Raw genomic sequence first — 24,585 nt, 5'->3', positions numbered from 1 at the left:
GCTTCCTGTTACCGTTCGACTTGCATGTGTTAGGCCTGCCGCCAGCGTTCAATCTGAGCCATGATCAAACTCTTCAATTTAAAAGTTTGATGCTCTTGAATTAAACTTCGTAATGAATTACGTGTTCACTCAGAGACTTGGCATTCATTTTTCGTCCGAGGACGTTAAGAATCCATGTCACTTTGAGTGCCCACACAGATTGTCTGATAAATTGTTAAAGAGCAGTTGCAACGCGGCTTTCAGCACATCGTTGCGAGGTCCCGTATATTACGTTTTCCTCATTCAGAGTCAAGCAATTATTTTCACTTTTCTCTGTTGGCGTTCATCTCTGAACCCCGCTGCCCCGGCGGCTTGCAAGCCGTTGTTCCGTGTCAGTGGAGGCGCATTATAGGGAGTTCTCAGACGTTGACAACCCCTCTTTGAAAAAAAACATTCAACCGTCTCTTTTTTGCTCAAAACCGTGCTACAGCGCCAGTTTTTCGAGCGTTTCGAAGCCGTAACGCTGTAAAACGGGTAAAAGTTGTTCAGTTTCTTTTGTTATCGCCATACAGAAAGCGATGTTCGCTTCCGCTGATTTCGCATCCGGCGCCTCGTGTTCCAGCAGCCAGGCCGTCCGACGCGCAATCGCCGTACCGGAATCCACCAGCCGGGTTCCTTCAGGCAGGACCTTTAATAGCTCTTCCTGTAACAGCGGGAAATGGGTACATCCAAGAACAACCGTATCCGGGGGTTCCTGCATCCGCAGCCATGGACGCAGAATGCGGCGCAGCTCTTCAAGCGAGACCGTCTCGCCGTGCAGCTTCGCTTCCGCCATTTCCACCAGCTCCGCGGAACCGAGCATGGCGATCTGGCATTCATTGGCAAAGCGCTCAATAAGCTCGCGCGTATAAGGACGTTTTACCGTACCACGCGTCGCCAGCAAACCCACGATGCCGTTCGCCGTCAGACGCGCAGCAGGTTTAATTGCCGGCACAACGCCCACAACCGGGAACGGGAATTTTTCGCGCAGGGCAGGAAGAGAGACCGTGCTTGCCGTATTACAGGCAATGACCGCCAGCGCCAGAGGATAACGCTTTTGTACCGCGGTGACGATTTCAACCACACGCTCAACAATAAAGTCTTCACTCTTTTCCCCATACGGGAACGCGACGTTATCGAAGGCGTAGATGTAATGGAGATCCGGCAGGAGCTGCCGAATCTCATCATAGACCGAAAGCCCACCGACGCCGGAATCAAACACCAGCACGGTGGGACGCGGATCAGAAGGTGTAGCTGCCAGACAAGGTGTATTCCCGTCCTGCAGTTTGGTAGCCATAAACTGTCTCGTAATCTTTATCGAACAGGTTGGCTATTTTACCACGAACTGTGAGATGAGAGGTGACGGGATATGAAACCGCGACGTCCCACAGGCTGACGCCGCCCATTTTCACGCGTTCTGTTGCATAGGTATTCGGATCAACGGCAACGTCATAGCGAGTGCCCAGATAACGGTACGCCAGATTCCAGTCGAGATCCCACACCTGCCAGTCAAGCTGATACTTAACCTGCTGCTTTGAGCGACGTGCCAGGACTTCGTTGGTTTTCGCATTGCGCGGGTCAACGTAGTCATAGGAAATTTGGTGCCCTACCGGTCCGGTATCGAACTGCGCCGTCACCTCAATCCCTTTGATGCGAGCCTCATCCACGTTGTAATAACGGTAGGTCCGCGGGTCGCTGTTAATCAGGTTATCAATATCATTACGATAACCCGTCACGCGCCAGTTTACCGGCCCCGTCAGGCCTTCAAAACCACCTTCCCACTGCTTACTCTCTTCTGGCTTCAGGTCCGGATTGCCGTAATCCTTACTGTGGATCTGGCTCATGGTCGGCGCTTTATACGCTGTGCCGTAAGAACCGATGATGCGATACCCGTCGATGAACTCCCATGCGGCGCTGGTCTGCCAGGTGGCATGATTGCCAAAGTTAGAGTTATCGTCATTACGCGCCGCCGCTTCCAGCGTCACGCTGTTGAACTGCTGCATCGCCGAAAGGAACACGCCGGTATTACGTTGTTCGTAACCTTTTTCCAGATAGCCCGTACCCGCCTGGGTTTTCTGCTTCTGCCAGTCCAGACCCGCGCCGATATTGCCGTGCCCCACTTCAACCGTATTCAGCCACTGGGTGGTGTACTGCTTCACGTCATCCATGGTTGCGGAGTCAGCGTAGCGGCCTTTTTTCGGATCATAGTTCTGATCTTTGCTACGGCCATACCCTGCCACCAGCTGTGACTGGAAAATACCCTGGTTATAGCGCAACCCGGTGTCCCAGTTCTGGCTGTAAACCTGACGCGTGTCCGGCCGCCCATCAATGCCGGTCGCGCCATAGTGATCGTAACCGTCATACGCGGAGCGGTTATCGTAGCCAAAGCCACGGACGAATCCGCTGACGCTGTCGGTAAACTGCTGCTCCACCGAGCCAAACAGCGATTTACTCATAAAACCATCGCGGTCTGGCTGGCGCGGGGCATCTTTTGCGGCAATATCAAAACCACGGGTATAGGTATAATCACCGGCCATGGTGATTTTGGTTTTATCGAACACCTGCTGGAAGGCACCGTTATAGTTTTGATACCCCTTTGAACCGACACCCGCAGAAATTTCCGCACCCGGCTTGTCGCGCCCGGTAATGATGTTAATCACACCGCCAATCGCGTCGGAGCCATACAGCGCCGAACGTGGGCCGCGAATGTACTCAATACGCTGAATCAGCGACGTCGGAATTTGGCTTAAATCGGGAACGTTGCTGATCCCGGCATTATTCAGAGGGATACCATCAATCAGTACCAGAACATGGCGGGATTCCGTACCGCGAATAAACGTTGAAGAGGTCGACCCCATCCCGCCGCTTTGTGCGATGTCCACACCCGGCAGGCGTGACATGATTTCCACAACACTCGTTGCCTGCCAGCGTTCAATATCCTCACGCGTCACGACGGAGGTCGGAGCCAGAACGGTTTTTGCTGGTTGTTCGAAACGGTTTGCTGTCACCACCAACGAGTCGGCACTTTCCTGCGCCCAGCCCGAAAATGCCGTGACGGAAAACACCGTCAACAGCGATACTTTTTTAATCATTGTTAAAGCATCCACAATATAAGAAGGATGCCGCAGGCCTCACCGATAGCACGCGATGATGAAACCAAATGCGACGTGATCCCGGCAGGTCTTCGGGCTGGGTGGCGTTATACGGATGAAGACTTCCCATTTTCACAGTGTCTGCAACTCTCATCCCGCCAGTCTTTACCGCTGCGCGTCAGCTCCAGATTTGCACTGGATTCCCTTTTCACTCTCAGGAGACCGGAAACAGAATGCTACAATTAGACACGTATAGATGTCCAGATAGCTATTAGCCATTAAATCTGGACATCCACTGCACAATCCCTACAATCCCCGCGTAATTCTTTATCACTCAGGACGCATCATGACCCCCGAACACCTCCCGACAGAACAGTACGACGCACAGCTGGCAGAAAAAGTTGTCCGCCTGCAAAGTATGATGACGCCTTTCAACGCGCCCGTTCCCGAGGTGTTTCGTTCTCCGGTCAGCCACTACCGTATGCGCGCTGAGTTCCGCATCTGGCACGATGGCGATGACCTGTACCACATCATTTTCGATCAGCAGACGAAATCCCGTATTCGCGTAGACAGTTTTCCGGCGGCGAGTGAGCTTATCAACCAGCTGATGACGCTGATGATCGACGGTGTGCGCAACAATACGGTACTGCGCAACAAGCTGTTCCAGATTGACTACCTGACCACCCAAAGCAATCAGGCCATTGTTTCTCTGCTCTATCACAAAGCACTGACTGACGAGTGGCGCGAGCAGGCAGAAGCCCTGCGCGATGCGCTGCGCGCGCAGAATATCAACGTGCACCTGATTGGCCGCGCGACCAAAACCAAAATCATGCTGGACCAGGATTACATCGACGAGCGTCTGCCGGTGGCAGGAAAAGAGATGGTTTACCGTCAGGTGGAGAACAGCTTCACCCAGCCGAATGCCGCCATGAACGTGCAGATGCTGGAGTGGGCGTTGAAGGCGACGGAAGGGTCTAAGGGCGATCTGCTGGAACTCTACTGCGGTAACGGCAACTTCTCGCTGGCGCTGGCGCGTAACTTCGAACGCGTGCTGGCGACGGAAATCGCCAAACCGTCGGTGGCAGCCGCGCAGTACAACATCGCCGCTAACCATATTGATAACGTACAAATTATTCGTATGGCGGCAGAAGAGTTTACCCAGGCGATGAACGGCGTACGCGAGTTTAACCGCCTGCAAGGGATTGATTTGAAGAGCTACCAGTGTGAGACAATTTTTGTCGATCCGCCGCGCAGTGGCCTGGACAGCGAAACCGAGAAGATGGTGCAGGCGTACCCGCGTATTTTGTACATCTCCTGTAACCCGGAGACGCTGTGCAAGAATCTGGAAACATTGAGCCAGACGCACAAGGTTGAACGTCTGGCGCTGTTCGATCAGTTCCCGTATACGCACCATATGGAGTGCGGCGTACTGCTTACTGCACGATAATCTTTAGGCCGGATAAGCGTAGCGCCATCCGGCATTTTTTGGCAGGTGGCGCTTCGCTTACCTGCCCTACAACGACTACAAAACCCTTCTCTACTCCGGCAACTCGCTCTTGCGGCTACGCATGCGAGAGCCAATCCAGAACACCAGCGCCACAGACAGTACCGCAGGCAGGAAGTTAGAGCCAATATCCGGATACTCCGCGCGCACCACCGTGCTATAAAGCAATACACCCAGAATAAAACAGGCTGCGGCCAGTCCCGGTAACCCAACTGGCATCGTGCGGTTCAGATAACGTTGATGCAGGCAGTACACCGTCAGCACCAGCGCGATAATCGGGAAAATCGAGAACGGTACAATTGAGCTGAAAACCGCCGCAAACGTACCATTAATGGATAAGCCAGCGATCAATGCCAGCAACAGCGTTCCTTTATCCTGACCTGACTGTTTCATTACTCACCTTCACTCATCGTTTTGATGTGCCAACTTCTCTTGTTCACGGCGATACCAGTAGTACGCGCCTTTAGAAATCATCCGCAGCTGCAATACCAGTCGCTCTTCGAGTTGCTTACGTTGTTCAATGCTGACATCCAGCGCTTCAGCACCCGCGCTGAACACAATCGTCACCATCGCCTCAGCCTGTGCTTCAGTAAACGCACGCGGCATATGGTTTTCGAGTTCAAGATAGTCGGCAAGTTCCGCGATGAAATGCTGAATTTCACGCGCGACGGCGGCACGAAACGCGGCTGACGTTCCGGAACGCTCACGCAACAGCAGGCGAAACGCGTTAGGGTTATTGCCGATAAATTCCATAAATGTCGACACGGAAGTGCGGATCACGCTGCCGCCCTTGGCGATACGCTGACGCGCCTGACGCATAAGCTGGCGCAGCATCAAACCGCTCTCGTCGACCATGGTCAGGCCCAGTTCATCCACATCACGGAAATGACGATAGAAGGACGTTGGCGCAATCCCGGCCTCGCGCGCCACTTCACGCAGGCTCAAACTGGCAAAACTCCGCTCAGCACTCAGTTGACTGAATGCGGCTTCCACCAGCGAACGCCGGGTTTTCTCTTTTTGTTGTGCTCTTACGCCCATCACGATAGTTGAATCCTTCCAAAGGCCCGTTGGCACTATACCAGAGAATAAAATTAATCTGTTTACCTGACTTTGTGAATGATTGTTTACGCGCGGTTTGTGCTCCACTGCCCGAAAAAAGCACAACGATAATTGGGTTACCCTGGCAATGATGTTATGATTCTGTTGCTTTTATGTATAAGAACAGGTAAGCCTTGCCATGCCACATTCCTACGATTACGACGCAATAGTTATTGGTTCCGGCCCCGGCGGCGAAGGTGCTGCTATGGGTCTGGTAAAACAGGGAGCCAGAGTAGCGGTTATTGAGCGCTACCATAATGTCGGCGGCGGTTGCACCCACTGGGGCACCATCCCTTCGAAAGCCCTCCGCCACGCCGTTAGCCGCATTATCGAATTTAACCAGAACCCTCTTTACAGCGACCACTCCCGACTTCTTCGCTCCTCCTTTGCCGATATCCTGAATCACGCAGACACGGTCATTAACCAGCAGACGCGCATGCGTCAGGGTTTCTATGAGCGCAACCACTGTGAAATTCTGCAAGGGAACGCGCATTTTGTGGATGAACACACCCTGGCGCTGGAGTGCCACGACGGTTCGGTTGAGACGCTCACCGCTGAAAAATTTGTGATCGCCTGCGGCTCCCGTCCTTACCATCCGGCAGACGTGGATTTCTCGCACCCGCGCATTTACGACAGCGACTCCATCCTCAGCCTGCACCACGAGCCACGCCATGTGATCATTTATGGTGCGGGGGTGATTGGCTGTGAATATGCGTCGATCTTCCGCGGAATGGAGGTCAAAGTTGATTTGATCAACACCCGCGACCGGCTGCTGGCGTTCCTCGATCAGGAGATGTCAGATTCCCTCTCCTACCACTTCTGGAACAGTGGCGTGGTGATTCGCCACAACGAAGAGTACGAGAAAATCGAAGGCTGCGATGACGGTGTGATCATGCACCTGAAATCCGGTAAGAAGCTGAAAGCCGACTGCCTGCTGTATGCCAACGGCCGTACCGGCAACACGGATTCATTGCAGCTGGAGAATATCGGGCTTGAAACCGACAGCCGCGGTCAGCTCAAGGTCAACAGCATGTACCAGACTGCGCTGCCGCACGTTTACGCGGTGGGCGACGTGATTGGTTACCCAAGCCTGGCCTCCGCCGCTTACGATCAGGGCCGCATCGCCGCACAGGCGCTGGTGAAAGGTGAAGCGACGGCGCATCTGATTGAAGATATCCCGACAGGGATCTACACCATTCCGGAAATCAGTTCTGTCGGCAAAACCGAGCAGCAGCTTACGGCCATGAAGGTGCCTTACGAGGTGGGTCGTGCCCAGTTTAAACATCTGGCGCGGGCGCAAATCGTGGGAATGAGCGTGGGTACACTGAAGATCCTGTTCCATCGCGAGACGAAAGAGATCCTCGGTATTCACTGCTTCGGTGAACGCGCGGCGGAAATCATTCATATCGGCCAGGCGATCATGGAGCAAAAAGGTGGTGGCAACACCATTGAGTACTTCGTTAACACCACCTTTAACTACCCGACCATGGCGGAAGCTTATCGGGTCGCTGCGCTGAACGGCTTAAACCGCCTGTTTTAACGCGCTGTCAAAATGGCCATCCATCGCACCGCGGATGGCCTCTGCCAGCTGCTCATAGCGGCTGCGCAGCGGTGACCCCGGACGATAAACCAGACCAATGGTGCGACGCGGCTCCGGCTTAATACACGGCAGATAGACCACGCCATCACGTTTACGCTCGTGCGGCACCGCCAGCGCCGGCAACAGCGTAATACCGCTTCCCGCCGCCACCATATTACGCAGCGTTTCCAGGCTGGTTGCGCGGAAATGGGTATCTTCATCGGCACCCGCTTCGAAGCAGAAGCCCATCGCCTGATCGCGCAGACAGTGGCCGTCTTCCAGCATCAGCAGTTTTTCACCGGCCAGATCGGCCATCGGTACGCGATCGCGGTTCGCCCACGGGTGATCTTCATAGATCGCCAGCATCATCGGCTCATCGAACAGCGGTACTTCAATAAACGCTTCACTCTCTTTAACGAGCGCCAGAATCGCACAGTCGAGCTTACCGCTGTCTAACTGCGCCAGCAGCTGATGGGTTTGCGCTTCATGCAGGTACATTTCGAGTTTCGGGAACGTCTGGTGCAGCATCGGAATGATGTGCGGCAACAGGTACGGGCCAACGGTTGGGATCAGGCCAATATGCAGCGGGCCGGACATCGCTTCCCCCTGCTGGCTTGCCATTTCCTTGAGCACTTTGACCTCGCGCAGTACGGTGCGCGCCTGATCCACCAGCAGCAGACCTGCCTGCGTGAACAGTACTTTACGACTGGTGCGCTCCAGCAGCATCACGCCCAGCTCATCTTCCAGCTTGCGGATCTGACCGCTCAGCGTTGGCTGGCTGACATGGCAGGAGTCTGCCGCGCGGCGAAAATGGCGATGCTCAGCTAACGCTACCAGGTATTCAAGATCACGAATATTCATTATTCATCCTCCGTCGCCACGATAGTTCATGGCGATAGATAGCATAGCAACGAACGATTATCCCTATCAAGCATTCTGTTGAATAATACATCACATAGACGAGGCGGCACGTGTTTGACCCTTGACGTCCCCGCACCGTCAGCGAGTTTCTCTCAAAACTCGAAAAACTAAAGCCAACGTGAACTTTTGCGGACCCCGTGGTCCGCTTTTTTTTGCGTAAAAAAAAGCCCAGCACTAAGCCAGGCTCCGTTTTTCTCCCTCTCCCAGTGGGAGAGGGACGGGGTGAGGGCACCAGCCCGCACGGTTTAAACCAACCGGTTTTTCGCATCCGCAATCGCCTGCGCTACCTGCTTCGGTGACACGCCGCCTTTCGCTGCACGCTTATCCAGGCAGGATTGCAGGGCCAGAATCGGGTAGACATCATCCCCGATAACCGCGCTGAATTTTTGCAGGTCGGCAAGCGCCAGCTCTTCAAGGGCTTTACCCTGACGAATCGCTTCCACTACCGCTTCACCCACAATATGGTGCGCCTCGCGGAACGGTACGCCTTTCGCCACCAGGTAGTCCGCCAGTTCGGTAGAGTTAGCATACCCCTGCTGCGCCGCTTCCTGGCAGCGCGGACGTTTCACCTGAATGCCGTCCAGCACCAGCGCGCCCATATGCAGACAGTCCAGCCAGGTGTCGAGCGCGTCGAACAGCCCCTCTTTGTCTTCCTGCATGTCTTTGTTGTACGCCAGCGGCAGCCCTTTCAGGGTCATCATCATACCGGTCAGCGCACCCTGCACGCGGCCACATTTCCCGCGGATCAGCTCCAGCGCGTCCGGGTTTTTCTTCTGCGGCATCAGGGAGGAGCCGGACGTCACACGGTCGGACAGCTCCACAAACCCGGCTTCGCCAGAGTTAAAGAAGATCAGGTCTTCGGCAAAGCGCGACAGGTGCACCATCCCGATAGACGCATTTGAGAGCAGTTCCAGCACGTGGTCACGGTCAGAGACGCTGTCCAGACTATTGCGGGTGGCGGAGGCAAAGCCCAGCCAGCCTGCCAGCTGCTCACGGTCAATTTCATAAGCCGTGCCGGCAAGCGCGCCGCTGCCCAGCGGGCTCACGTCCAGACGCTTTAAGGTATCCTGTAAACGGCTCTCATCACGCGCCAGCATCTCAACATAGGCCAGACACCAGTGCGCGAACGTCACCGGCTGCGCGCGTTGCAGGTGGGTATAACCCGGCATCACCGCGTCCTGATTGTTCTGCGCGGTGTCCACCAGCGCGCCCTGCAACTGACGATTCGCCGCCAGCAGTTCGCCGACGGTCTCTTTGCACCACAGCTTCAGGTCGGTCGCCACCTGGTCATTACGGCTACGCCCGGTATGGAGCTTTTTACCCAACTGGCCGACTTTGTCGATCAGTTTGCCTTCCACCCAGCTGTGAATATCTTCAGCATCGCTCTGGAGGATTTGCTGCGGATCCAGACGCACCTCTTCCAGCAGATTGTTCAGCGCCTCTTCCAGCTGCTGCTGTTCGTCTGCGGTCAGCACGCCAACGGTCACCAGCGCTTTGGACCAGGCCACAGAGCCGACAATATCCTGTTCGGCCAGGCGGTAGTCGAAGCGCAAAGAGTCGTTGAACTGTTTGAACCGCTGATCCGCTGCCTGTGTAAAACGCCCACCCCAAAGTGCCATAACGAATTTCCTTAATGATGATATTTTTGCCCGGTGGCGCTGCGCTTACCGGGCCTACAAAATTCACGTAGGCCGGATAAGCAAAGCGCCATCCGGCACAGAAACTTAAGCCAGAATACGCGTACCAATCGGCGTACCGTTAAACAGCGCCGGGAGTTGCTCCGCGTGCCGCCAGGAGGCGATATCCACCGGGCGACCCAACGTGCGGGCCGCATCCAGCGCCGCATTCACTTTAACAATCATGCCGTCGGTGATAATGCCTTGATCGATCAGCTGCTCGGCTTTGGCGGCGGTCATTTCCGCAATACGCTGGCCTTTGCCGTCCAGTATGCCGCTCACGTCGGAGAGCAGGATCAGGTCTGCGCCCAGCGTGGCCGCCAGCGCGGTTGCCGCCTGGTCAGCGTTAACGTTCATCAGCTCGCCCTCTTCGGTCACGCCGATTGAGCTCACCACCGGCAGGAAACCGCCTTCCAGCAGGGTGTTAATCAGCTTAGGCGAACCCGGCTGCGCCAGTCCAACATGGCCAAGCTCTTCGTCGAGCTGGGTCACTTTCACGCTATCGCCATCGCCCAGACAGAGGCCAACGGAGGCGATATGGTGTTTCTTCGCCCACGCCAGCAGCGTTTTGTTCGCTGTGCCCGCCAGCGCGCCGGTAATGATGTCAATCTGGTCGGCAGGCGTCACGCGCAGGCCATTTTTCTTTTTCACCGGCAGGTTGAGCCCTTTCATCAGCTCATCCACCACACAGCCGCCGCCGTGCACAATCACCAGCGGACGTTGGTGTGATTCACGATAGTTCACCAGTGCGTTAAACAGGCGCTCCAGCGCTTCTTCGCTGTCCAGCAGTACACCACCGAGTTTGATAATTAATGGGTTCATCATCACACCTTAAATAAGAGCCTGCGTTTCAGGGAAGCCGAAACGAATATTTGCACACTGCATTGCCTGTGCGGCAGCGCCTTTGAGTAGGTTATCTTCTGCTGCCACCACGATGAGATGCTCACCCTGCACGGCAAAGCCGATATCGCAGAACGGCAGGCCGACCACATTTTTCAGCGCCGGCACGCCTTTGTCGTACAGGCGCACCAGCGGTTTATCCGCATACGCCTGCGTGAAGACCTCGTTCACCTGTTCTTTGGTCACACCCGGCTTCAGGCGGCAGGTAATGGTTTCGAGGATCCCGCGCGGGAAGCTGCCCAGATGCGGGGTGAAAATGACGTCCGCGCCCAGATGCGTCGTGATTTCAGGATGATGACGGTGGTTAAACACGCCATACGGCTGAAGGCTCACTTCGCAGAAGCTGTTGGAGATTGCCGCTTTGCGCCCGGCGCCGCTCACGCCACTGGTGGCGTTGATCACCGGCCACTGGTTCAGATCCAGCAACCCGGCGTCGATCAGCGGCTTCAGGGAAAGCTGCGCCGCCGTCGGGTAGCATCCCGGAACGGCAATCAGGTTCGCTTCTTTCAGTTTATCTGCGCTCCACTCCGCCAGGCCGTACACCGCTTTTTCAAGCAGATCCGGATGCTGGTGGGTGAAACCGTAATATTTTTCGTAGAACGCGCCGTCGTTAACGCGGAACGCGCCGGAGAGATCGAACACCACGCATCCGGCTGCCAGGAACTGCGGCGCCAGGTCGTGACTGACCTCGTGTGCGGTGGCTAAAAACACCACGTCAACGCCGTCGGTAAACTCGCTGATGTCAGACATGGGCTGCAAAGGCAAATCAACCACGCCCTTAAGTTGTGGATGCAAATCGGAAATTAACTTTCCGGCATCATTGCTTTGCGCTGACACGGTCAAAGCGGTTATGGTCATATGAGGGTGGCGATTTACGTAGCTTACAAGCTCTGCGCCCGCATAACCGCTAGCGCCTACAATCAGCGTATTCAACATCGGGTTCCTTTATGCTCAACGTTAATGTATTTTTATTCACATTTATTGCATGAATATTGATACTATCACGACCTAAGGTGTGTCAACAATGAAAATGAACTTACCGCCATTTATCGAGATTTACCGCGCCCTGATCGCCACACCCTCCATCAGCGCGACGGAAGAAGCCCTGGATCAGAGCAATGAGTCTTTAATCAATCTGCTGGCGGGTTGGTTTAGCGATCTTGGGTTTAACGTTGAGGTTCAGCCCGTCCCCGGAACACGCCACAAATTTAACCTGCTCGCCAGTACCGGACATGGCGCGGGCGGCCTGCTGCTGGCTGGGCACACTGACACCGTGCCGTTTGATGATGGCCGCTGGACGCGCGATCCGTTCACGCTGACCGAACATGACAACAAGCTTTATGGTCTGGGCACCGCCGACATGAAAGGCTTCTTCGCCTTTATCCTCGACGCGCTGCGTGACGTGGACGTGACGAAGCTGAAAAAACCGCTCTACATTCTGGCGACCGCCGATGAAGAGACCAGCATGGCGGGCGCACGTTATTTCTCTGAAAACACATCGATTCGTCCTGACTGCGCGATCATCGGCGAACCAACCTCTCTGCAACCGATTCGGGCGCACAAAGGCCATATTTCTACCGCGGTGCGCGTACTGGGCCAGTCTGGCCACTCCAGCGATCCGGCGCGCGGCGTGAACGCCATTGAGCTGATGCATGACGCGATTGGCCGCATCATGACCCTGCGCGACGATCTGAAAGAGCGCTATCACTACGAGGCGTTCACCGTGCCTTACCCAACGCTTAACCTCGGCAGCCTGCACGGTGGTGATGCGTCCAACCGTATCTGCGCCTGCTGCGAACTGCATATGGATATCCGTCCTCTGCCGGGTATGACGCTGAGCGATCTGGATGGCTTACTGAACGAAGCGCTGGCACCGGTCAGCGAGCGCTGGCCGGGCCGTCTGACGGTCTCCGAACTGCATCCGCCGATTCCAGGCTACGAATGCCCGCCTGACCACCAGCTGGTTCAGGTGGTGGAAAAACTGCTTGGCGAGAAAACCGACGTGGTGAACTACTGCACCGAAGCGCCGTTTATTCAGACGCTGTGCCCGACGCTGGTTCTGGGCCCTGGCTCCATCAACCAGGCACACCAGCCGGACGAATATCTCGAAACCCGCTTCATCAAGCCCACCCGCGAACTCATTACCCAGGTTGTGCATCACTTCTGCTGGCATTAAAACCGCACCGAAAAGTCCCCTCTCCCTGTGGGAGAGGGTTAGGGTGAGGGCAACAAATCGCATGATCACCGTCACATTTCCATAAGCATCTCTTATCTGACGCAATGCGAATTAAATTTCGTAAATTGCCCGCATTTATTCGTCTGCTGAACCGTTTTCGCAGCAATTGACGACGGGGGTTTTACGTGGCTTTATAAAGGGAGATGACAAAATAATGTCCAGAAGATTTTCGCCTGGGCATAAACAAAAATGATGGGGTGACTGGGTTTTTATGAACGAACAATATTCCGCGTTGCGTAGTAATGTCAGTATGCTCGGCAAAGTGCTTGGAGATACCATCAAAGACGCACTGGGGGAGAACATCCTCGACCGCGTTGAAACCATCCGCAAGCTGTCCAAATCTTCCCGCGCCGGTAATGAGGCCAACCGTCAGGAGCTGCTTACCACCTTGCAGAACCTCTCCAACGATGAGCTGCTGCCCGTTGCCCGCGCCTTCAGCCAGTTCCTAAACCTGGCAAACACCGCTGAGCAATACCACAGCATTTCGCCAAAAGGCGAAGCGGCCAGCAACCCGGAAGTCATTGCCCGCACCCTTCGTAAACTCAAAGACCAGCCCGACCTCAACGAAGCGACCATCAAAAAAGCGGTGGAATCCCTTTCGCTGGAGCTGGTGCTGACCGCACACCCAACCGAAATCACCCGTCGTACGCTGATCCACAAAATGGTGGAAGTGAACAACTGTCTGAAGCAGTTGGATAACAAAGACATCGCCGACTACGAACGTAACCAGCTTATGCGCCGCCTGCGCCAGCTGATTGCCCAGTCCTGGCACACCGATGAAATTCGTAAGCATCGCCCAAGCCCGGTCGACGAAGCCAAGTGGGGCTTTGCGGTGGTGGAAAACAGCCTGTGGGAAGGGGTACCCAACTACCTGCGCGAGCTGAACGAACAGCTGGAAGAAAATCTGGGCTATCGCCTGCCGGTCGACTTTGTGCCGGTTCGCTTCACCTCCTGGATGGGCGGCGACCGCGACGGCAACCCGAACGTGACGGCGGAAATCACCCGTCACGTCCTGCTGCTGAGCCGCTGGAAAGCAACCGACCTGTTCCTGAAAGATATTCAGGTGCTGATCTCCGAGCTGTCGATGGTGGAAGCGACGCCGGAACTGCGCGCGCTGGCCGGTTCAGAAGGCGCCAGCGAGCCGTACCGCTTCCTGATGAAAAAGCTGCGCGGTCAGCTGATGGCCACTCAGGCCTGGCTGGAAGCGCGCCTGAAAGGCCAGCGCCTGCCGAAGCCGGAAGGTCTGCTGAGCCAGAACGAACAGCTCTGGGAGCCTCTATACGCCTGCTATAAATCGCTCCAGGCTTGTGGGATGGGCATCATTGCCAACGGCGAACTGCTCGACACCCTGCGCCGCGTGAAGTGTTTCGGCGTGCCGCTGGTGCGTATCGACGTTCGTCAGGAAAGTACCCGTCATACCGAAGCGCTGGGCGAGCTGACCCGCTACCTCGGCATCGGCGACTATGAAAGCTGGTCAGAAGCCGACAAACAGGCGTTCCTGATCCGCGAGCTGAACTCCAAGCGCCCGCTGCTGCCGCGCAACTGGGAGCCAAGCAATGACACCCGCGAAGTGCTCAACACCTGTAAAGCGATCGTCGATGCGCCGAAAGGATCGGTGGCCGCCTACGTGATCTCCATGGCGAAGACCCCGTCCGACGTGCTGGGCGTTCACCTTCTACTGAAAGAAGCGGGCATTGACTATGCTCTGCCGGTAGCACCGCTGTTTGAGACTCTCGACGACCTGAACAACGCTAACGACGTGATGACCCAGCTGCTGAACATCGACTGGTATCGCGGCTTTATTCAGGGCAAACAGATGGTGATGATCGGCTATTCCGACTCCGCGAAAGATGCGGGGGTGATGGCAGCCTCCTGGGCGCAGTATCAGGCGCAGGATGCACTGATCAAAACCTGTGAGAAAGCCGGTATCGAGCTGACCCTGTTCCACGGACGCGGTGGCTCAATTGGTCGTGGCGGTGCGCCTGCACACGCGGCGCTGCTCTCTCAACCACCAGGAAGCCTGAAAGGCGGCCTGCGCGTGACCGAGCAGGGCGAGATGATCCGCTTCAAGTACGGCCTGCCGGAAGTGACCATCAGCAGCCTGTCGCTTTATACCAGCGCGATCCTCGAAGCCAACCTGCTGCCGCCGCCGGAGCCAAAAGAATCCTGGTGCCGGATTATGGACGAACTGTCTGACATCTCCTGCGATCTGTACCGCGGCTACGTGCGTGAAAACAAAGACTTTGTCCCTTACTTCCGCTCGGCCACGCCTGAACAGGAGCTGGGTAAACTGCCGCTGGGTTCGCGCCCGGCCAAGCGTCGTCCGACCGGCGGTGTTGAATCCCTGCGCGCCATTCCATGGATCTTCGCCTGGACGCAAAACCGCTTAATGCTGCCAGCCTGGCTGGGTGCCGGTGCGGCGCTGCAAAAAGTGGTGGAAGACGGTAAGCAGAGCGAACTGGAAACCATGTGCCGCGACTGGCCATTCTTCTCTACCCGTCTGGGAATGCTGGAGATGGTCTTCTCGAAGGCCGACCTGTGGCTGGCGGAATACTACGATCAGCGCCTGGTGAAGCCGGAGCTGTGGGCGCTGGGCAAAGAGCTGCGCGAACTGCTGGAAGGCGACATCAAAGTGGTGCTGGATATCGCCAATGACTCCCACCTGATGGAAGACCTGCCGTGGATCGCCGAGTCTATCCAGCTGCGTAACATCTACACCGACCCGCTGAACGTTTTACAGGCTGAACTGCTGCACCGTTCGCGTCTGGCGGAAGAGGAAGGTAAAGAGCCGGATCCACGCGTTGAACAGGCGCTGATGGTGACGATTGCGGGCGTTGCGGCGGGCATGCGTAACACTGGGTAATGCTTTATGCCGGGCAGGCGTTTTTAGCGCCGCCCGGCACGTTTCGGTAGTCTTCTCATGTATTCCGATATCACCCGAATTTTGACTGACCTGGTGAACCGAACGTTACCGCTGGGCCAGATTCATTTCTCAGCGCTGGCTGAACAGCATCCCCGAACATCTCCCTGCCTCGTCATTACCCTTGCTCCCCCCTGTGAGGCGATATTTTCATCCTTTGGACACATCACGCTTCCACCGCCTAACGCCCTGAGCATACATTTCGGTAAGCAGCAGCTGACTCTCGATTTACAGCGTGACAACGCGCTTTTGCAGCAGCTGCAGGTTCCCCGGCGTGGCCCGAGAACGGGTGCTTTTCTTCTGCAAGCGCTCACCGAATTACAGATGCAGCCAGACGAGCAAGACACAGCCATGCTGGTGGTATTAAGCTTGCTCAGCCACTGCCGGGATCTGCTTGGGAGTGACATCCACACCGCTAACCGCAGCCGGGCGCTATTCGAAGCCGTTCGTAGCTATATCGAAGAAAATTACGCCTCTTCGTTAACGCGCGAATCCGTGGCACAGGCGTTCTACATCTCGCCGAACTATCTTTCCCATCTCTTTCAGAAGATCGGCCACGTGGGGTTCAACGAGTATCTGACACAAACGCGGCTGGAACATGCACGCCAGTTGCTGAAAGGCTACGATCTCAAAATTAAAGATATTGCCGCACGCTGCGGATTTCCTGACAGCAACTACTTTTGTCGCCTCTTTCGCAAGCACACCGAGCGTTCCCCTTCCGAATATCGTCGCCAGTATCACAGCCAGCTTATCGCCCAAAAATAGCATTGTGATCGCTATCGCACTTCGCTAAGGACATTACATTTGTCCAGTATTTGGCAAAATTGACCTGTATCCGCCGCACTCAGCCGGGCCTTACCCTTTATTCAACCTTTCTGACTTAAGGAAAAATAATGGAACTGTATCTGGATACCGCCAACGTGGCGGAAGTTGAACGCCTTGCACGCATCTTCCCCATCGCGGGCGTCACCACCAACCCAAGCATCATTGCCGCCAGCCGTGAATCCATCTGGGACGTGCTGCCGCGCCTGCAACAAGCCATCGGGCCGGAAGGCACGCTGTTTGCTCAAACCATGAGCCGCGATGCCGAAGAAATGGTGGCGGAAGCAAAACGGCTGAACAATGCCCTGCCGGACATCGTGGTAAAAATTCCCGTCACTGCACAGGGGCTCATCGCGATTAAGGCGCTGAAGAAAGAGGGAATTACCACGCTGGGCACCGCCGTTTACAGCGCCGCTCAGGGTTTACTGGCCGCGCTGGCAGGCGCGAAATACGTTGCGCCGTACGTCAACCGCGTCGACGCACAGGGCGGCGACGATATTGGCATGGTACAGGAGCTGCAGTCCCTGCTGGAACTGCATGCGCCGGAAAGCATGGTGCTGGCTGCCAGCTTTAAAACGCCGCGCCAGGCGCTGGATTGCCTGTTGGCAGGATGTGAGGCAATCACGCTTCCCTTAGACGTAGCGCAACAAATGCTCGACACACCAGCGGTAGAGTCAGCCATAGAGAAGTTCGAGCAGGACTGGAAAAACGCGTTTGGTAACCTCAACCTCTAAGGGAGAACTGTTATGGACCGTATTATTCAATCGCCGGGGAAATACATCCAGGGTGCAGATGTTCTTACTCGCCTCGGCGACTACCTGAAGCCGCTGGCGAATCGCTGGCTGGTGGTGGGCGATAAATTTGTGCTGGGTTTTGCTGAAGAAACCCTGCGTCAGAGTTTTAAAAAAGCCAGACTCCATGCCGAAATTGCACCGTTTGGTGGCGAATGTTCGCAAAATGAAATCGATCGGCTGAAAAAACTGGCCGACAGCGCCGACTGCCTGGCGGTGCTGGGTATCGGTGGCGGAAAAACGCTGGATACCGCCAAAGCGCTGGCCCACTTTATGGACGTGCCGGTGGCCATTGCCCCGACCATTGCCTCCACCGATGCGCCGTGCAGCGCCCTCTCCGTGATTTATACCGACAGCGGTGAGTTCGATCGCTACCTGATGCTGCCGCACAACCCGAACATGGTGATTGTCGATACCAAAGTGGTGGCAGGCGCACCTGCGCGCCTGCTGGCCGCCGGGATTGGCGATGCACTGGCAACCTGGTTTGAAGCGCGCGCCTGTTCGCGCAGCGGCGCCACGACCATGGCGGGTGGCAAGTGCACGCAGGCAGCGTTAGCGCTGGCAGAGCTGTGCTACAACACGCTGGTTGAAGAGGGCGAGAAAGCGATGCTGGCGGCAGAGCAGCACGTGGTCACACCGGCGCTGGAACGCATTATCGAAGCCAACACCTATCTCAGCGGGGTGGGCTTTGAAAGCGGCGGGCTGGCGGCGGCGCATGCCATTCACAACGGCATGACGGCGGTGCCGGATGCGCATCATTTTTACCATGGTGAAAAAGTCGCGTTCGGCACGCTGACACAGCTGGTACTGGAGAACGCGCCTGTTGAAGAAATTGAGACCGTCGCCGCGCTTTGCCACAGCGTTGGGCTGCCGATCACCCTGGCGCAGCTGAACATCAAAGAGGATATTCCGGCCAAAATGCGGCTGATCGCGGAAGCGTCCTGCGCCGAAGGTGAAACCATTCACAACATGCCTGGCGGCGTCACGCCGGATCAGGTCTATGCGGCGCTGCTGGTGGCCGACCAGTATGGACAGCGATTCTTACAGGAGTGGGAGTAACGAAAAAAGCCGGGTGGCGCTGCGCTTACCCGGCCTACATGGCACTTTAATTTGTAGGCCGGGTAAGGCGTAGCCGCCACCCGGCACATGGGTTACTTCACGTCAAACCGGTCCAAATCCATCACTCGCGCCCACGCGGCAACAAAATCACGGACGAACTTCTCGTGTGCATCACTGCTGGCGTAAACTTCGGCCAGCGCACGCAGGACGGCGTTTGAACCGAAGACCAGATCGGCGCGGGTGGCGGTGTATTTCACTTCTCCGCTGGCGCGATCGCTACCGGCAAACAGCTCGTTTGAGTCATCGGTCGCTTTCCACTGGGTGTTCATATCCAGCAGATTAACGAAGAAGTCGTTGCTCAGCACGCCCTCGCGGTTGGTAAACACGCCATTCTTGCTGCCATCGAAGTTTGCACCCAGTACGCGCAGACCGCCGATTAGCACCGTCAGTTCCGGCGCGGTCAGGGTCAGCTGCTGGGCTTTGTCGATCAGCAGCGACTCGGTGGTGGACACATCCACCTGCGCACGGTAGTTGCGGAAACCGTCGGCAACCGGTTCGAGCAGGTTAAACATCTCGATGTCCGTCTGGTCCTGACGCGCATCTACGCGGCCTGGGGTAAACGGTACGTTGACGTAAACGCCTGCCGCTTTCGCCGCCTGCTCAACGCCCACAACACCTGCCAGCACGATGATATCGGCCAGTGAGGCTTTATTAGTGGTGCGCTGAATAGCTTCCAGAGCCGGTAACGCCCGTACCGCCGCGGCGTTCACATCCCAGTCGCGCTGAGGCGCCAGCGCCAGACGCGCGCCGTTAGCGCCGCCACGCTTGTCGCCGCCGCGGAAGGTCGATGCCGACGCCCAGGCCACGGAAACCAGCTCGCTCACGGAGAGACCAGAGGCCGCGATTTCCGCTTTCAGGCTTTCAATATCTTCCTGCGTCGGATGGAACACCGGCTGAGGCAGCGGATCCTGCCAAATCAAATCTTCTTTCGGCACTTCCGGGCCAATGTACCGCGCTTTTGGCCCCATATCGCGGTGGGTCAGCTTGAACCACGCGCGCGCAAAGGCTTCGTTGAAGGCCTGCGGATCGTTCAGGAAGCGACGGGAAATTTTCTCGAATTCCGGATCAAAACGCAGCGTCAGGTCGGTGACCAGCATGGTTGGCTTGCGTTTTTTCGACGGGTCAAACGGGTCAGGCATAATTTCCGGCGCATCCACGGCTTCAAACTGAATGGCGCCCGCCGGGCTACGCGTCTGCACCCATTCGTATTTGAACAGGTTCTCGAAGAAGTAGTTGCTCCACTGGGTCGGGGTTTGAGACCAGATAACTTCCAGCCCGGAGGTGATGGCGTCAGCGCCAATACCGGTGCCGTGCGTGCTGGCCCAGCCCAGGCCCTGCGCTTCAATCGGTGACGCTTCCGGGTCAGTGCCCACATGCGTGGCTTCGCCTGCGCCGTGCGTTTTACCGAGCGTATGGCCGCCTGCAATCAGCGCGACGGTCTCTTCGTCGTTCATGCCCATGTTGCCAAAGGTAGCGCGGATCGCCGCCGCCGCAGACAGCGGTTCACCGCTGGCGTTTGGCCCTTCGGGGTTAACGTAAATCAGGCCCATTTCAGTGGCCGCAAGCGGGCGCTTCGCCAGCGCTTCCGGGTCACGGTGGGTCAGCCAGGCTTTTTCATCGCCCCAGTTCACGTCCAGATCCGGTTCCCAGACGTCTTCACGCCCGGCACCGAAACCAAAAGTGCGGAAGCCGGAGTTCTCCAGCGCCACGTTACCCGCGAGGATAAACAGGTCGGCCCAGGAGATTTTTTGTCCGTATTTTTGCTTAACTGGCCACAGCAGACGGCGAGCCTTATCCAGGCTGACGTTATCAGGCCAGGAGTTCAGCGGCGCAAAACGTTGCTGGCCGCGCCCCGCGCCGCCGCGACCGTCAACGGAGCGATAGGTACCCGCACCGTGCCAGGCCATACGAATAAACAGGCCCGCATAGCTTCCCCAGTCGGCAGGCCACCACGGTTGTGAGTCGGTTAAAAGGGCTTTGAGATCGCCCTTAAGGGCGGAATAGTCGAGCTTGCTGAATTCTTTGCGGTAGTCGAAGTCTTCACCCAGCGGGTTCGAACGGTTGGAATGTTGGTTTAGAAGATCGATGCGGAGTTGTTTAGGCCACCAATCTTTGCTGCCGGTACCTGCACCCGCGCTGTGATCGACGCCGCCCTGGTGGAACGGACATTTGCCGGCGGATGCCGCGTTATTGGTCTCGTCTGACATGCTCATCGCTATGCTCCCTTTACAGTGTTACCGTTACGATATACACCACTAGCGATAAGAGATAGTTGAATTAATCCACAGATTCGATAGCTAATACCTTTTAACTCTCTGTTCGATTAAAAAGCCCTCGTTTTATGAGGGCTTTTTACTTTACAGCGCCGGGCGAACACCGAGCGTATGGCAAATGGCATAGCTCATTTCCGCGCGATTCAGGGTATAGAAATGGAAATCTTTCACCCCTTCGCGGCTTAAAATCTTCACCATGTCCATCGCGATATTGGCCCCCACCAGCTTGCGGGTTTCCGGGTCGTCGTCCAGCCCTTCATACATTTTGGACATCCACAGCGGAATGCGCACGTTGGTCATATCCGCGAATTTCTTCGCCTGTTTGAAGTTCGAGACCGGCAGAATACCAGGGATGATTTCGACATCAATACCTGCCGAGACGCAGCGGTCACGAAAGCGCAGGTAGCTTTCAACGTCAAAGAAGAACTGAGTAATCGCACGGTTAGCACCAGCCTCCACTTTACGCTTCAGGTTGAGCAGATCCGCCTGGGCACTTTTGGCTTCCGGGTGAACTTCAGGGTAGGCGGCCACGGAGATATCAAAGTCGGCAACGTCTTTCAGCAGGCCGACCAGATCGGCGGCAAACATCTCTGGCTTACCGCTGCCTGGCGGGAGGTCGCCGCGCAGGGCCACAATGTGGCGAATGCCGTTATTCCAGTAGTCCTGGGCAATGGCGCGCAGTTCATCACGGGTGGCGTCGATACAGGTCAGGTGCGGCGCCGCTTCCAGACCGGTTCGGTCTTTAATGCCCTTAATGATGCTGTGCGTGCGGTCACGCTCACCGGAGTTGGCGCCGTAGGTCACGGAGACGAACTTCGGCTTGAGGCTGCTCAGGCGATCGATAGAGCTCCACAGGGTTTGCTCCATTTCACTGGTGCGCGGCGGGAAAAATTCAAAAGAGACGTTAATCTGGCCGTTTACTTCGGCCAGGCTCTGGTTCAGTGCTTCCCGCTGGTTGGCGTGAAAAAAGCTCATACCCTACCCCTATCAATCGCGTGTCATTGTCTGTTGTGTTGTGAACTTCTATACGTTTAGACGTCCAGATGTAAAAATGACGGAAAAGCGGGATGACGTCAACAGAAATAATCAACATTAACGGTGAGGTTTGTTCAGGGAAGATGAAGGGCATTCATGATGGGGGTGAGTGCGGTCTGATACCCTCACCCCGACCCTCTCCCACAGGGAGAGGGAAATGCAGACGTTACAGCAGCTTAGCCAGACGATTAATGTCGGACTGAATGGCTCCGGCGGTGACATCGCGTCCCGCGCCCGGGCCACGGATTACCAGCGGGTTATCGCGGTACCAGCGGCTTTCGATGGCGAAGACGTTGTCGCATGGCAGGAGCGCCGCCAGCGGATGTTCAGGACGCACCGCCTCCACGCCCACGCGCGCTTTACCGTTCGCCTCGAAGCGCGCCACGTAACGCAGCACCAGCCCCATCTCGTTAGCCGCTTCCAGACGTTGCACCATCTGCTCGTTCAGCTCGTCGCCGTTCTCGAAGAAGTGATCGACGGACCCTTCCTCGCAGCCCGCAGGCACCAGCGACTCAACGCGTACCTGACCCGGCTCAATGTCGTAGCCGGCTTCACGCGCCAGGATCACCAGCTTGCGCATCACGTCTTTACCGGCAAGGTCAACGCGCGGATCCGGCTCGGTTAAACCCTGCTGCCACGCCTGATCCACCAGGTCGGTGAACGGCACGGTGCCGTCAAATTGCAGGAACAGCCAGGAGAGCGTGCCGGAGAAGATCCCGCTCAGCGCCAGAATGCTGTCGCCGCTTTCAATCAGATCGCGCACGGTATGGTTAACCGGCAGACCTGCGCCAACGGTGGCGTTATACAGCCAGTGACGACCCGTTTTTTCGAACGCGTCGTGGATCTGGCGATATTTATCAGTGCTGCTCGCGCCCGCCAGCTTGTTGGCGCTGATGACGTGGAACCCGTGGCTGGCGAAATCCAGATACTGATCGGCCAGCTGCTCGCTGGCGGTCACATCCAGCACTACCAGATCGTCATACGGGTGCGCACGCATCCACAGGAACAGCGACTCTTCATCTTGCTCGACGGCTTCATCATTAAAGAAGGCCAGCGCGCGGCTGGCATCCAGCCCTTCGTAGTTCAGCAGGCTGCGGCGGCTGTCCACCACGCCTGCGAGAATGAATTCGAACCCGGTACGCGCCGAGAGCGTGACCTGTTCGCGGGCGAACAGCTCCAGCCAGCGGGAACCGATGTTGCCTTTACCAAACAGCACCAGGCCGATGCGTTTTTCCGCACGGAACAGGGAGGTATGCAGGCCCTGAATCAGGCTTTCGGTTGGCCCTTTACGCAGAACGGCAACCAGGCTGATGCCCTCTTCCGACTGCCAGGTAAACTCAACCGGCTGGCCTTTCAGCTGCTGCCAGAAGCGGTGGCAGTGGAGCGGGTTACGGGTGACGCCCGCGCCCACCATCGCCACCAGCGCCAGCCCCTGACGCAGGCGAAGCTCGCCCGGCAGGCCCGCTTCATCCAGAATTTTCAGGGCGCTGTCCACCACTTCGGCGGTATAGCAGAACTGCAACAGCTGGCGATCGTTATGTACGCCAACGGCCAGCGGACGCACCTGGGCACGTTTCAGGATGGTGTCGATATCTTTGTGCGCCAGTTTGAAATCCTGGCCCGCAGGCACCTGGAACTCAATCAGGCAGATGTCATCGTGGCTGGTGACAATGCGCGCGCCCGTACCGGATGCCAGCACGCGCTCGATGCGGGTGGAACCCTGATCCGGCGTGTAGCTACAGCGTAGTTGCAGGTCGATGTCGCTGCCGGAAACCGGCTGTAGCGTGCGCGCGTGCAGCACCGGGGCCGCCAGACGCGCCAGCTCGCTCGCTTCGTCGAGACGCAGCAGCGGCAGCAGGCAGGCATCTTTCACTTTGCGCGGGTCCGCGCTGTACACACCGGCCACGTCGCTCCAGATGGTGACGCGGGACACGCCCGCCAGGGCACCAATCTGTGTTGCCGAGTAGTCAGAGCCGTTACGGCCCAGCAGAACGGTTTCGCCGGCATTGCTGCGGCTGATAAAGCCGGTGACGACAATACGTTTACCGGGATGTTGCACCAGCAGCTGTTGCAGCAGTGGGTAGGACAACCCTTCGTCCACCTGCGGCTGCGCGGCACGTTCGGCACGCAGGAAATCACGCGCGTCGAGCCAGGCGGCTTCCACACCCAGGTGTTGCAGCACGGCGGCCATCAGGCGCGCAGACCACACTTCACCGTGGCCAACCACTTCGGCATACACCGCATCGGTAATGCCGCTGTCCAGCAGAGCGGCCAGACGCTCAAGGTCGTGCGTAAAAGCGCTAATCAGCCCGTCCGCCACGTCCGCAGGCAGCAAACCGGCAATCAGTTCGCTCTGGTAACGACGTAAGGACTGTTGCACCTGATGCGCAGAGAGGCGATCGGTCTGGCTCAGTTTCAGCCAGCTAATCAACTGGTTGGTGGTGCTGCCTGCCGCAGAGACAACCATCATGTCCCCCGGCTGTGAATACTCGGTCATGATCCCTGCGACACGCAGGTAACATTTCACATCAGCAAGACTACTACCACCAAACTTGTGCAGCTGACGACCCTTCGCCCCTGCCTGCGCTATCACACTCATGA

Annotated in this window: 18 protein-coding genes, 1 rRNA gene and 1 riboswitch; of the genes, 7 read left to right on the top strand and 12 right to left on the bottom strand. The window is 56.8% G+C overall.

Annotation, left to right across the window (positions count from 1 at the left end):
- From ACOTX4_RS21965 to btuB, 3 genes are all read right to left on the bottom strand, one after another.
- Nucleotides 1-80: ribosomal RNA gene (locus ACOTX4_RS21965) — 16S ribosomal RNA — on the bottom strand; the annotation flags it as partial.
- Nucleotides 81-463: 383 nt separating this feature from the next.
- Nucleotides 464-1,315, bottom strand: coding sequence for a glutamate racemase (murI, locus tag ACOTX4_RS21960; protein ID WP_032660764.1), 852 nt, complete (start codon nt 1,313-1,315; stop codon nt 464-466).
- The gene (gene btuB / locus ACOTX4_RS21955) at nt 1,260-3,110 is read right to left on the bottom strand and encodes a TonB-dependent vitamin B12 receptor BtuB (RefSeq protein ID WP_003862065.1); all 1,851 of its coding nucleotides are present in this window, start codon (nt 3,108-3,110) and stop codon (nt 1,260-1,262) included. The genes murI and btuB overlap by 56 nt, the downstream gene beginning before the upstream one ends.
- 66 nt (nt 3,111-3,176) lie before the next feature.
- A riboswitch (cobalamin riboswitch) is annotated at nt 3,177-3,352 on the bottom strand.
- Between the two features lie 104 nt (nt 3,353-3,456).
- On the opposite strand from btuB, the gene trmA reads away from it, so the two are divergent.
- On the top strand, nt 3,457-4,557 hold the full coding sequence (gene trmA / locus ACOTX4_RS21950; RefSeq protein WP_045331533.1) for a tRNA (uridine(54)-C5)-methyltransferase TrmA: 1,101 nt from the start codon (nt 3,457-3,459) through the stop codon (nt 4,555-4,557).
- A 90-nt stretch (nt 4,558-4,647) separates the two neighbouring features.
- Here trmA and ACOTX4_RS21945 read toward each other — a convergent pair whose 3' ends face one another.
- On the bottom strand, nt 4,648-5,007 hold the full coding sequence (locus ACOTX4_RS21945; protein WP_003862061.1) for a YijD family membrane protein: 360 nt from the start codon (nt 5,005-5,007) through the stop codon (nt 4,648-4,650).
- Nucleotides 5,008-5,016: 9 nt separating this feature from the next.
- Nucleotides 5,017-5,655 carry an HTH-type transcriptional repressor FabR gene (gene fabR / locus ACOTX4_RS21940; protein WP_003862059.1) on the bottom strand — a complete coding sequence of 213 codons (639 nt, stop codon included), beginning with the start codon at nt 5,653-5,655 and terminating at the stop codon, nt 5,017-5,019.
- 196 nt (nt 5,656-5,851) lie between these two features.
- On the opposite strand from fabR, the gene sthA reads away from it, so the two are divergent.
- Complete coding sequence (gene sthA, locus ACOTX4_RS21935; protein ID WP_003862057.1) at nt 5,852-7,252, top strand: Si-specific NAD(P)(+) transhydrogenase; 1,401 nt, start codon at nt 5,852-5,854, stop codon at nt 7,250-7,252.
- On the opposite strand, the gene oxyR is transcribed toward sthA, so the two are convergent.
- The 4 genes from oxyR to argC form a co-directional block, all read right to left on the bottom strand.
- Nucleotides 7,235-8,152 carry a DNA-binding transcriptional regulator OxyR gene (gene oxyR / locus ACOTX4_RS21930; protein ID WP_008501786.1) on the bottom strand — a complete coding sequence of 306 codons (918 nt, stop codon included), beginning with the start codon at nt 8,150-8,152 and terminating at the stop codon, nt 7,235-7,237. The genes sthA and oxyR overlap by 18 nt on opposite strands.
- 305 nt (nt 8,153-8,457) lie before the next feature.
- Nucleotides 8,458-9,831, bottom strand: a complete 1,374-nt coding sequence (gene argH / locus ACOTX4_RS21925; RefSeq protein WP_003862053.1) for an argininosuccinate lyase — start codon at nt 9,829-9,831, stop codon at nt 8,458-8,460.
- Nucleotides 9,832-9,936: 105 nt separating this feature from the next.
- A complete protein-coding gene (gene argB / locus ACOTX4_RS21920; RefSeq protein WP_086527949.1) occupies nt 9,937-10,713 on the bottom strand; it encodes an acetylglutamate kinase in 777 nt (258 codons plus the stop codon).
- 6 nt (nt 10,714-10,719) lie between these two features.
- Entirely contained in the window at nt 10,720-11,724 is a 1,005-nt protein-coding gene (gene argC, locus ACOTX4_RS21915; RefSeq protein ID WP_022652055.1) for an N-acetyl-gamma-glutamyl-phosphate reductase, read from the bottom strand.
- An 88-nt stretch (nt 11,725-11,812) separates the two neighbouring features.
- Here argC and argE point away from each other — a divergent pair, with 88 nt between their 5' ends.
- The 5 genes from argE (at nt 11,813) to gldA (ending at nt 18,616) form a co-directional block, all read left to right on the top strand.
- Nucleotides 11,813-12,964 carry an acetylornithine deacetylase gene (argE, locus tag ACOTX4_RS21910; protein ID WP_003862050.1) on the top strand — a complete coding sequence of 384 codons (1,152 nt, stop codon included), beginning with the start codon at nt 11,813-11,815 and terminating at the stop codon, nt 12,962-12,964.
- Between the two features lie 271 nt (nt 12,965-13,235).
- Nucleotides 13,236-15,887 carry a phosphoenolpyruvate carboxylase gene (ppc, locus tag ACOTX4_RS21905; RefSeq protein WP_045331531.1) on the top strand — a complete coding sequence of 884 codons (2,652 nt, stop codon included), beginning with the start codon at nt 13,236-13,238 and terminating at the stop codon, nt 15,885-15,887.
- Nucleotides 15,888-15,944: 57 nt separating this feature from the next.
- Nucleotides 15,945-16,709, top strand: coding sequence for a helix-turn-helix transcriptional regulator (locus ACOTX4_RS21900; protein ID WP_023323885.1), 765 nt, complete (start codon nt 15,945-15,947; stop codon nt 16,707-16,709).
- Nucleotides 16,710-16,837: 128 nt separating this feature from the next.
- Complete coding sequence (gene fsa, locus ACOTX4_RS21895; RefSeq protein WP_421635427.1) at nt 16,838-17,500, top strand: fructose-6-phosphate aldolase; 663 nt, start codon at nt 16,838-16,840, stop codon at nt 17,498-17,500.
- Between the two features lie 12 nt (nt 17,501-17,512).
- Entirely contained in the window at nt 17,513-18,616 is a 1,104-nt protein-coding gene (gldA, locus tag ACOTX4_RS21890; protein ID WP_045331529.1) for a bifunctional L-1,2-propanediol dehydrogenase/glycerol dehydrogenase, read from the top strand.
- A gap of 92 nt (nt 18,617-18,708) precedes the next feature.
- Here the strand turns inward: gldA and katG are convergent, their stop codons facing one another.
- The 3 genes from katG to ACOTX4_RS21875 all read right to left on the bottom strand — a co-directional run bounded on the left by katG (nt 18,709) and on the right by ACOTX4_RS21875 (nt 24,583).
- Complete coding sequence (katG, locus tag ACOTX4_RS21885; protein WP_003862046.1) at nt 18,709-20,889, bottom strand: catalase/peroxidase HPI; 2,181 nt, start codon at nt 20,887-20,889, stop codon at nt 18,709-18,711.
- A gap of 144 nt (nt 20,890-21,033) precedes the next feature.
- Nucleotides 21,034-21,924, bottom strand: coding sequence for a methylenetetrahydrofolate reductase (gene metF / locus ACOTX4_RS21880; protein WP_003862045.1), 891 nt, complete (start codon nt 21,922-21,924; stop codon nt 21,034-21,036).
- A 226-nt stretch (nt 21,925-22,150) separates the two neighbouring features.
- The gene (locus ACOTX4_RS21875) at nt 22,151-24,583 is read right to left on the bottom strand and encodes a bifunctional aspartate kinase/homoserine dehydrogenase II (RefSeq protein ID WP_003862044.1); all 2,433 of its coding nucleotides are present in this window, start codon (nt 24,581-24,583) and stop codon (nt 22,151-22,153) included.
- Nucleotides 24,584-24,585 lie beyond the last annotated feature (2 nt).

Source organism: Enterobacter cloacae complex sp. IR5459 (assembly GCF_049238005.1).
Lineage (GTDB): Bacteria > Pseudomonadota > Gammaproteobacteria > Enterobacterales > Enterobacteriaceae > Enterobacter > Enterobacter hormaechei_C.
Note: the sequence above shows the minus strand (reverse complement) of the source record. Positions and strands in the feature narration are given on the sequence as shown.